The sequence below is a fragment of the Clostridium sp. CAG:221 genome (assembly GCA_000435835.1).
GTDB lineage: Bacteria > Bacillota > Clostridia > Clostridiales > Clostridiaceae > Clostridium.
Genome location: FR883402.1, coordinates 61639 through 72331, shown reverse-complemented (window position 1 = coordinate 72331; position 10693 = coordinate 61639). Strand labels below are relative to the sequence as shown.

At 29.7% G+C, this 10693-nt stretch carries 9 protein-coding genes and 1 other annotated feature; of the genes, 2 read left to right on the top strand and 7 right to left on the bottom strand.

Translation table 11 applies throughout. From position 1 onward, the window contains the following. Positions 1-91 precede the first annotated feature (91 nt). The gene (locus Q5O44_RS07800) at positions 92-532 is read left to right on the top strand and encodes a hypothetical protein (protein WP_022167849.1); all 441 of its coding nucleotides are present in this window, start codon (positions 92-94) and stop codon (positions 530-532) included. Positions 533-580: 48 nt separating this feature from the next. Here Q5O44_RS07800 and deoD read toward each other — a convergent pair whose 3' ends face one another. Beyond that, positions 581-1291, bottom strand: a complete 711-nt coding sequence (gene deoD / locus Q5O44_RS07795) for a purine-nucleoside phosphorylase (protein WP_022167848.1) — start codon at positions 1289-1291, stop codon at positions 581-583. A gap of 90 nt (positions 1292-1381) precedes the next feature. Next, positions 1382-2683, bottom strand: coding sequence for a folylpolyglutamate synthase/dihydrofolate synthase family protein (locus Q5O44_RS07790; protein ID WP_022167847.1), 1302 nt, complete (start codon positions 2681-2683; stop codon positions 1382-1384). A gap of 102 nt (positions 2684-2785) precedes the next feature. Between Q5O44_RS07790 and Q5O44_RS07785 the strand changes: the two genes are divergently transcribed. After that, entirely contained in the window at positions 2786-3211 is a 426-nt protein-coding gene (locus Q5O44_RS07785) for a hypothetical protein (RefSeq protein ID WP_022167846.1), read from the top strand. A 32-nt stretch (positions 3212-3243) separates the two neighbouring features. Here Q5O44_RS07785 and Q5O44_RS07780 read toward each other — a convergent pair whose 3' ends face one another. From Q5O44_RS07780 to Q5O44_RS07760, 5 genes are all read right to left on the bottom strand, one after another. Beyond that, complete coding sequence (locus Q5O44_RS07780; RefSeq protein WP_022167845.1) at positions 3244-3471, bottom strand: DUF3892 domain-containing protein; 228 nt, start codon at positions 3469-3471, stop codon at positions 3244-3246. Positions 3472-3595: 124 nt separating this feature from the next. Further along, a complete protein-coding gene (locus tag Q5O44_RS07775; RefSeq protein ID WP_022167844.1) occupies positions 3596-4912 on the bottom strand; it encodes an MATE family efflux transporter in 1317 nt (438 codons plus the stop codon). A 61-nt stretch (positions 4913-4973) separates the two neighbouring features. Beyond that, positions 4974-7616 (bottom strand): valine--tRNA ligase, encoded by a 2643-nt coding sequence (locus Q5O44_RS07770; protein WP_022167843.1) that lies wholly within the window; start codon positions 7614-7616, stop codon positions 4974-4976. Positions 7617-7672: 56 nt separating this feature from the next. After that, positions 7673-7948 (bottom strand) — a binding site (T-box leader). Between the two features lie 85 nt (positions 7949-8033). After that, positions 8034-10259, bottom strand: a complete 2226-nt coding sequence (clpA, locus tag Q5O44_RS07765; protein ID WP_022167842.1) for an ATP-dependent Clp protease ATP-binding subunit ClpA — start codon at positions 10257-10259, stop codon at positions 8034-8036. A 3-nt stretch (positions 10260-10262) separates the two neighbouring features. After that, positions 10263-10562, bottom strand: coding sequence for an ATP-dependent Clp protease adaptor ClpS (locus Q5O44_RS07760; protein ID WP_022167841.1), 300 nt, complete (start codon positions 10560-10562; stop codon positions 10263-10265). Positions 10563-10693: the final 131 nt, after the last annotated feature.

Genomic DNA, 10693 nt, shown 5'->3' with positions numbered 1-10693 from the left:
AAAATTAAAATTATTAATAAATTTAATATTAATTTTTTCATATATTAACCGATAATATAGTGGAAAATATTAAAACTTAGGGAGAATAAATGTGAAAACTTTTAAAATTATATTTAGAATTATTGCATGTTTAATATTTTGTACATTTTTATTCGTAGGCTATAAGGTGCTTAATTCTGTATTTATAAGCCATATAGATACAGTATTAGACGTTGTAAATACTGAAGAAGAAAAATATATTAAATATTACAATGAATTTATGAATAGAGAGGAAATTTCTGAAAATGATTATAGAGCTTTTATTGATGGAGTAAATAATTTCCTAATTGAAGATTACGAAAGAAATAAAAAATTATACTCTTCTCAAAGAACTATAATTAATCTTTCTCTAAAAGTAGGTGCTATTATTAGTGGTTTTGTTTCAATTCTTAATTGTATTCTTTATTGCTTTACTATTTCAAAAACACAAAATGCTAAATCTAATAAATATCTATCAATGTTCATTAATATTAAAAATAAAATAAAATCATAATATACAAAAAAAGATGATATATAAAATCATCTTTTTTTGTATTAAAGTTTATTTTATTAATTGTAAAGCTACTTCCATCATATCAGTAAATGTATTTTGTCTTTCTTCAGGAGATGTTTCTTCCCCTTTAAATATATGATCAGATATAGTTAATATTGAAAGTGCTTCAACATTGTATTTAGCTGCTAAAGTATAAAGTTCTGCTGTTTCCATTTCAATAGCAAGACATCCATACTCTGCCCAGTTTTTAGCTCCAAATCCATTTGTATCATCATAGAATAAATCACTAGATAATACGTTTCCTACTTTTACATTAATACCTTTATCTTTAGCAATATTATATGCATTATATAAAAGTTCAAAATTAGCTGTTGGTGCATAATCTAGCCCTTGGAATCTTCTTTTATTAATTCCTGAATTTGTTGATGCGCTTTGAGCTAAAACTATATCTCTTACGTTTACATCGTCATTGATAGACCCTGCTGAACCTATTCTAATTAATCTCTTTACTCCATAGAATTTAATTAATTCATTTACATAAATAGAATGTGATGGTAATCCCATTCCTGTTCCTTGCACTGAAACTCTTTTTCCTTTATATGTTCCAGTATATCCATACATTCCTCTTACTTCATTATAACAAACTACATCTTCTAAGAAGTTTTCTGCTATAAATTTAGCTCTTAAAGGATCTCCTGGTAATAATACTGTTTCTGCTATAGAACCTTCCTTAGCCATAATATGTAAATGTGCTGCCATATTTATTCCTCCTGAAATTCAACTTTTTTATTTAGTATATTCTTTTTCTATATCAGTATAATATATTAGTGAATTTTAGTAAACAAAGTATTATTTACTAAAGTATTTTTTTATTATTCCCCTCATTTCACCTATCATATACAATGAACCGCTTATTAGAAGCAAATCATCCTTCTTGCAAAGTTTTAAAGCGTCTTCAAAAGCATTTTTATAATCATTATATGCTTCACAAGATTCATTATATTTCTTTACTTCCTCCAGCAGTTCTTCTGCTGTTTCTGCTCTCATTGAATTAGGTGTTACTGTAAAAACTTTCTTTGCTTTAGGTGTAATCACTTTCACCATATCTTCAACATCTTTATCAGCCAATATTCCTAAAATTAAGTACATATCTTTATATTCAAAGTATTTTTTTATATTTTTATCTAATTGAGTTATTCCCTGAATATTATGCGCTCCATCTATTACTACATAAGGGGAATTACTCATTATTTCAAGTCTTCCATTCCATCTAACTGTTGCTAGAGATTTTACTATGATTTCCCTATTTAGTTTAGGTGCTTTATCTTTTATTACCTCTAAAGCTTTTAAAGCAACAGCCAAATTTAAAATCTGATGCTCACCTAGTAGTGGAAGCTTAACATCATATTCATCATCTAGCTTCACCTTTACTTGCTGATATATCTTGTCCTCTTTAATTATATTAATTAATTTGGCATCTTCTTTATTTATCTTATAAAGCTTTGAATCTAACTCTTGACACTTGCTGCTGATCACTCTTTCTGCCATCTCTTCTTGAGGATATATAACAGTAGGTATACATGATTTAATTATACCTGCCTTTTCTGCAGCAATTTCTTCTAGAGTATTTCCTAAAAGATTTGTATGATCAAAACTTATAGATGTTATTACTGATAATATAGGTGTTATTACATTGGTAGAATCAAGTCTTCCTCCAAGACCTACCTCTACTACTGCAAAATCTACCTCTTCAGTGGCAAAATATAAAAACATCAATACTGTTATAATTTCAAACTCAGTAGGATGATTATACCCTTCTTCTATTACCTTATCTACTGCGTACTTAATCTTTGTTATAAGCTGTGCAAGCTTTTCCTTTGGTATATTCTCTCCATTAATTTGAATTCTTTCTTCAAATTCTTCTAAGAATGGAGAAGTATACATTCCAACTTTATAACCACATCCCTTTAGCATTGAAGTAATCATAGCAGTTGTAGAACCTTTTCCATTTGTCCCTGCTACATGAATTATTTTAAGTTTATCTTGCGGATTATCAAGAAGTTCTAATAATTTATATGTTCTTTCTAAACCATAACTAGAACCAAAATTCCCTACTTCCGTTATGTATTTCATTGCTTCTTGGTATTTCATCAAACCACCCCAAAATTCTATTTTTTATTTCATCTTTATTTAAATATAATGTATAATTAACAAAAATGCAAAATTTATTGCTCTACTAAGAAAGGATATTATATGGAAAATTTAAATACTATATTAGGAGTTAATTTACATACTGCTTCAATTTTCGATATTAACGAAGAAAAGTTACTTTTACTTAAATCTGAAGATTATTATACAAAAAGTGATTTATTTTTCTTCTTACAAAATGAACTTCTAAAAAACAAAGATAATAAAGATGCTTATTCATATATAAATTATCTTATTTCATATTACATTATGATTATACTTACTCCTATAAATTACGAAGAGTTAGCTTATAATTACATAACTGAAGCATTAAAAAATTCTGACAATGTACTATATAAAGAATGGTGCCTTATATTTGCTACCCTTGAAAGGCCTCTTCTTTCAAATATAAATGCTGTTTCGCTTGCTAATGATGTTATTAATGAAAAACCTCAAAGCACCATAGCTAATACAATTCTTATGCTTTTCTAATTAAAAAACTGTGGAGCTCCACAGTTTTTTAATTATTGATTATTAGACATTGATGATAAATTATTACCTTCACTGCCATCTGGCTTTGTTCTTAAGTATTCCTCTCCCTTCCTAGAATGTGCCACTATCACACCATCAATTTCTCCATTTTTAGCTTTTGTAACACCTTCAGCCTTGCTTATAGTTTCTCCAGTATCTAAAATATATTCACATATTTCACCACTATTATCTTTTTTAGTTCCTGTGATTCTTGCTGCCATATTCTTCACCTCTTTAACTTTTATTTTTTATAATATTTCTCTTATTAGTTTTATACATAGTTAAAAAATTATTCTATAAAAAGAAATTCCTAAAATATTTTAGGAATTTCTTTTTATATCATCTTTATATTTTTCTTGTTCTCATCTTCAAAGTCAGCATTATTCCTATAATAAATGTAATAGCTTCAGCCACAGGAACGCTAACCCATACCCCATTGATTCCCATAAAAATAGGAAGTATTATAACTGCTACTGACACTAATAAAAGTCCCCTACAAATAGCAATAATAAAAGAATATTTTGCTTCTTCTACAGATTGGAAGAAAGCTCCAAGAACCATATTAACCCCTGTAACAACAAATGCAACAGCATATATATTTATTGAGTTCACAGCTATGCTAAGTACTTTATCAGTAGGTTTAACAAAAATTCTCACTATTTCTTCTGGGAATACTATACATATTATATATGATAAAATTCCTAATATTATAGCAGTAACTATAGCAATCTTTTTAAAGCACTCTACTCTTTCTTTCTCACCTGCTCCAATGTTTACACTTATTAGTGGCTGAATAGTTTGGCATATTCCATTAAATAATGCAATTATGATAATAGCAGTATTAGATATGATACTATATGCTGTCACACCATCTTCACCTAATAATCTCATTATCTGTAGATTAAAAATAAAAATTACTAACCCAGTTGAAATTTCACTAAAGAAACTTGGTAAACCACATTTTATTATTCTTATTGCCGTTGAGATTCTAAAGAAATTATCTTCAAATCTTAATGTATTGCTCTTTCCTATAAAATGTATGGATAAAACTAACAAGCTTAATGTGGACGATATTACAGTAGCTATTGCAGCACCTTTCATCCCCATATTTAAAGGAAATACAAATATATAATCTAATGCTATATTAGTAAATCCACCTATAATAACAGCTGCCATTGCTGTTTTAGGTGCCTTATCTGCTCTAATAAAAGGTGAAAGTACATTTACCATAACAAATGATACTGTACCAATCATAATTATAAATAAATACTCTTTTACCAGTGGTAATATATATTCTGTTGCCCCTAAGAAATAAGCTACTTTATCAATGAATAAAAGTCCTAATATCATATATAAAATACTAATTACTGATCCCATTATTATTGAAAGTGTAAATATCTTATTAGACCTTTTTTCATGACCTCTTCCTCTTTCTATGGATAATAGTGTGGAACCACCTATTCCAATAAGAAGGCCTGTCCCTGAATAAAAACCAAATATAGGTATGGCAATATTAAGTGCCGCAAGTCCATCTCCTCCTACTCCTTGTCCAATAAAAATAGTATCAAATAGTATGTATATTGCACTTGATAACGCTGCCCCTATAGTAGGAATGAAATATTTTAAATATAACTTAAAAACATTATCTTTTAATAAATTCATTTTAATTTCCCCCTTATAAAAAATGGACATCCACCAAAGCAGATATCCATTTAATCATAAACTATTTTAAAGTATCTATTCTAACTAAAACAGCATCAAGCATTTCTTGGTATTTAGCCATTTTTTCTTTTTCACCTTCTACTACTGCTTCTGGAGCTTTCGCAACAAATCCAGCATTAGAAAGTTTCTTTTCTATTCTAGTTATTTCACCTTCAAGTTTAGTCTTTTCTTTATTTAATCTTTCAAGTTCCTTTTCCTTATCAACTAAGTCAAGTAGTGGCATGAACAATTCTCCACCTTTAACTACTACTGATACAGCATTTTCAGGAACTAAAGCTTTATCATTTATAAATTCAACATCTGAAGCTGAAGCTAATTTTTCAATATAAGCTGTACCTGCAGTAAATGCATCTCTTGCTTCATCATTAATGTAGCTTATTACCTTAGCTTTTCTTGATGGTGGTACATTCATTTCTGCTCTAACATTTCTTAAAGATTTAATAGCTTCTATGATGTATTCCATATCTTTTTCTGCTTTAGCATCAACTAATGATTCATTGAATTCTGGCCAAGCTGAGATAGTTATTGATTCTCCATCAGTTAAAGTAGTGTATATTTCTTCTGTAATGAATGGCATTACTGGGTGTAATAATTTTAATCCTGTAGTTAATACAGTGTATAATACGTTATATACTATTCCCTTTTGCTTTTCATCATCGCTGAAGAATACTGGTTTAACAAGTTCTATATACCAGTCACAGAATTCAGTCCACATAAAGTCATAAACTTTTTGAAGTGCTATTCCTAACTCGTATTTTTCCATATTTTCAGTTACTTCTTTAACAAGAGTATTCATTTGAGATAGTATCCACTTATCAGCTAAGCTATATTCAGTGCAATCAGCATATTTAGCCATAACTTCCTTATCTAAGTTCATCATAACAAATCTTGATGCATTCCACATTTTATTAGCAAAGTTTCTTGCTGCTTCAACTCTTTCAGGAATATATCTTATATCATTTCCTGGTGAGTTACCTGTTACAAGCATGAATCTTAAGGCATCAGCACCATATTCTTCAATAACTTCTAATGGATCTACTCCATTACCAAGTGACTTACTCATCTTTCTACCTTGAGAATCTCTTATGATACCGTGGATTAATACTGTATCAAATGGAGTTTCTCCCATATTATGAATTCCTGAGAATATCATTCTAGCTACCCAGAAGAAGATGATATCATATCCTGTAACAAGAACATTAGTTGGATAGAAGTATTCTAAGTCTTCTGTTTTATTAGGCCATCCTAAAGTTGAGAAAGGCCAAAGTGCAGATGAGAACCATGTATCAAGAACGTCATCTTCTTGTTTTAAATTAGTACTTTCACATTTTGAACATTTGCATGGTGCATCAACTTCTACCATCATGTGTCCACAATCATTACAGTAATAAACTGGTATTCTATGTCCCCACCATAATTGTCTTGATATACACCAATCTTGGATATTTTCCATCCAGTTGAAGTAAATCTTATCAAATCTTTCTGGAACAAATTTAGTCTTTCCACCTCTTACAGCTTCAATAGCAGGTTTAGCTAATGATTCCATTTTAACATACCATTGCTTAGATATTATTGGTTCAATAACTGTTCCACATCTATCATGTGTTCCAACGTTATGAGTATGTGGCTTTATCTTAACTAATAAACCTAATTTGTCTAGATCTTCAACCATTTGCTTTCTAGCTTCGTATCTATCAAGTCCTTGATATTTTCCACCTAATTCATTTATTACACCATGATCGTCCATAACTCTTATTTGTGGAAGGTTGTGTCTCTTTCCAACTTCAAAGTCATTTGGATCGTGAGCAGGTGTTATCTTAACAGCTCCTGTTCCAAATTCCATATCAACATATTCATCACCAACTACTGGAATTTCTCTATCAGTTAGTGGTAATTTTAATGTCTTTCCTATTAAATGTTTAAATCTATCATCATTTGGATTAACTGCAACAGCTGTATCTCCTAATAAAGTTTCAGGTCTTGTTGTAGCAATTTCTAAGAATCCTGAACCATCAGATAATGGGTAGTTAATATGCCAGAAGCTTCCTTCTTTTTCTTCATATTCTATTTCAGCATCTGATAATGCAGTTGTACATTTAGGACACCAGTTAGTTATTCTATTTCCTTGATATATAAGTCCTTCATTGTATAACTTAACAAATACAGTTCTTACAGCTTTATTTAAGTTTTCATCCATTGTAAATGCTTCTCTTGAAAAATCAGCAGATACACCCATTTTCTTAAGCTGCTCTCTTATATGTCCTCTATATTCATCAGACCATTCCCAAACTTTTTCTAGGAATGCTTCTCTTCCCATTTCTTTTTTTACTAAGCCTTGCTTTAATAATTCATTTTCAACTTTAACTTCTGTAGCAATAGATGCATGGTCTTGTCCTGGTAACCATAAAGTACAGTATCCTTGCATTCTTTTAAATCTAATTAGCATATCTTGAAGAGTATTATCTAAAGCATGACCTAAGTGTAATCTACCAGTTATATTTGGTGGCGGCATTACAATTGAAAAAGGCTTTTTGCTCTTATCAATTACTGGTGTGAAATACTTCTTTTCTTCCCAAGTCTTATAAATTCTTTCTTCAAATTCTTTTGGATTATACGTGGTAGGTAAATTCTTCTTTTCTTCCATCACAGAAACCTCCTTAGTTTAATAAATTGTACAAATAAAAAAGAGCCTAAGTCCTAAAAAAGGACGAAGACTCGCGGTACCACCTTTATTCCCACAAGCACAATATTATTTTAGCATTTAAAAGTTTAAACTATACTAAACAAATACTGGCCATTATTATGGGCTCTTAATTCAATAACGGCTATGAACGCCGTCTTTGCCTACTAATTGCTATACTTTCAGCAAAGAAACTCAAAAGCTACCTTCAGGATATTCCATATAGAAGGCTTTCAGCCAAGACCTTCCTCTCTTAATACTTCCTAATCCTTACTCCTCTTTATCACAGTTTTTAATTTATATTATTTGTTTTTATATTATTCTATAAAATCTTTTTTGTCAATAAAATTTATCTACAAAAATAGTTAATTTCATATTTTTTTAAAACTCTATGGCATATTTACTATCACTAAATATAATTTTAGCCTTTCCACCATCTTTTAGTCTGCCAAATAATATTTCATCAATTAACAATGCCTTAATTTCTGAATTTATTATTCTGCTTATCTCTCTTGCTCCATATTCTTTAGAAACGCCTTCACTGCTTATATGGTTTATAACAGAATCATCAAATTCTAATATTATATTTTTACTTAATAATTGTTCCTTAAATAAACCTATTTCTTTTATAGTTATATTTATTGCCATTTCTTTATCTATATGGTTAAATACCACAATTTTATCTAACCTATTTCTAAATTCTGGAGTGAAGAATCGTTTTACTTCATCCTTAATGGCTTCCCCTTGTACTACTCTTTCACCAAATCCTACCTTATTTTTGCCAATTTCCTTGGCACCTGCATTGGAAGTCATGATTAGTATTACATTTCTAAAATCAGCTTTTCTACCTTGATTATCTGTAAGTGTGGCATAATCCATCACCTGAAGTAGTACACTTAAAATATCTGGATGAGCTTTTTCAATTTCATCTAATAGTAATACACAATATGGATTCTTACGAACAGAATCTGTAAGTATTCCACCCTCTTCATAACCTACATAACCTGGAGGCGCTCCAATAAGCTTAGATGCTGCATGCTTTTCACCATATTCACTCATATCAAATCTAATAAGTTTTATCCCTAATTCCTTTGATAGCACTCTGCATATTTCTGTTTTTCCTACACCTGTAGGTCCCACAAAAAGCATTGAAGCAACAGGTTTGCCTTCATCTTTAAGCCCAGCTCTTGACATCTTGATACATTTTACAACTTCATCTATGGCCGCATTTTGTCCAAAAATATCACTCTTTAATTTATTTTCTAAAGTCATTAAAGCTTCAATTTCATCTTTCTCAACTGTTTTCTTAGGAATATGACACATTTTTGAAATTATTTCTTCAATTTTAACCTCATCAATTAAAGCTCTTTCTTCACTATTTTCCATAGAAATAGATGCACCAGCTTCATCTATCACATCAATAGCCTTATCTGGTAAGAATTTGTCATTTATATACTTATTGCTTAAAATAACTGCACTTTCAATGGCCTGATCAGTATAAGACACATTATGATATTCTTCATATGACTTTTTAATTCCATTAAGAATTTCAATGGTTTCACTAATGCTAGGTTCCTTTACTTCCACTGTTTGAAATCTTCTTGTAAGAGCTTTATCCTTTTCAAAATGTTTTTTATATTCATCAAAAGTGGTTGCACCAATAAACTTTATCTTTCCTTCCATTAAATATGGCTTAAGAAGATTAGATGCATCTAAAGATCCACCACCTAAAGCTCCTGCTCCCACAATAGAGTGTATCTCATCAATATAAACTATTGGATTAAATCTATGCTTAATCTGATCTAGCACTTTCTTAATCCTCTCTTCGAAATCGCCTCTATACTTAGTTCCTGCCAATAACCCACCAATATCAAGTGAATAAATTTCTGAGTTCTTAATCTTTTCTGGAACCTTACCTTCATTAATAAGTCTAGCAAGCCCTAATACTATAGATGTTTTTCCTACACCTGGCTCTCCAACATGAATAGGATTATTTTTAGTTCTTCTGCATAGAATCTGTACAGTTCTATCTAAAACATCTTGACGCCCTACAAGTAAATTATTATCTTGCTCTTTAACAAATTCATTTAAATTTACAGTATATTTCTCAATTATAGATTTATTATTGCCTTTTTGTTCACCTTTATTTTTTGATGCTTTTTCTTCACTTTCTTCTGATTTTACGTTCCCTTCTTCATGACATAAAGTAAAAAGAAGATCTCTTTTATCTATTCCCTCTAAATTTAAAAAATATAAAGCATAACTATCTTCCATCATATATATCACTGATAAAATATGCTCAATTTCTATGACATTTTTACCAGAAGCCATACACTGTTCCCCTGCTGTTAATATCACTTGCTGAAAACTGTAGCTTTCTTGAATACCTGTGTTTTCTGTAGTCTTTATATACTCATTGAAATATTCATTTAAATTTTTTCTTAAATTTTCAATATCTGCACCACACTTTTCCATGGCATTTTGTACTTTTTCTATAAAAGTACATTTATATAATATGTGTTCAGCTGTTACATATTCATGCTTATTTTCTCTAGCAAATTCAATTGCACCAACAATTACTTCATTAACCTCTTTTGTCACTTGCATACATTAAACCTCCTCAATAGTTATCATAAAAGGAAATCCTTCTTCTTTAGCCATATCCATTGCAATTGACACTTTTGTAACAGCAATATCATATGGATAAGTTCCTACTACTCCTCTTCCTTTAGAGTGTACATCAAGCATTATTCTATTAGCTTCTATACTATCCTTATTAAATACGCTCATCAATACATCAATGACAAATTCCATTGTTGTAAAATCATCATTTTCCATAATGACACTATATTTTTTAGGCTCTTTCAATTTTATTTTACTTTTTTCTTTAGTTATAACTTTATGTTCCATATATTCCCCTCCAAATAATAAGCATTATGTATTATTTATAATATAATTATATTAAATACTTACTATGTATATCAACATTTGTATATGTCCTAATATATTTTATCATACTATATAAAAATATAAAAAAAGAC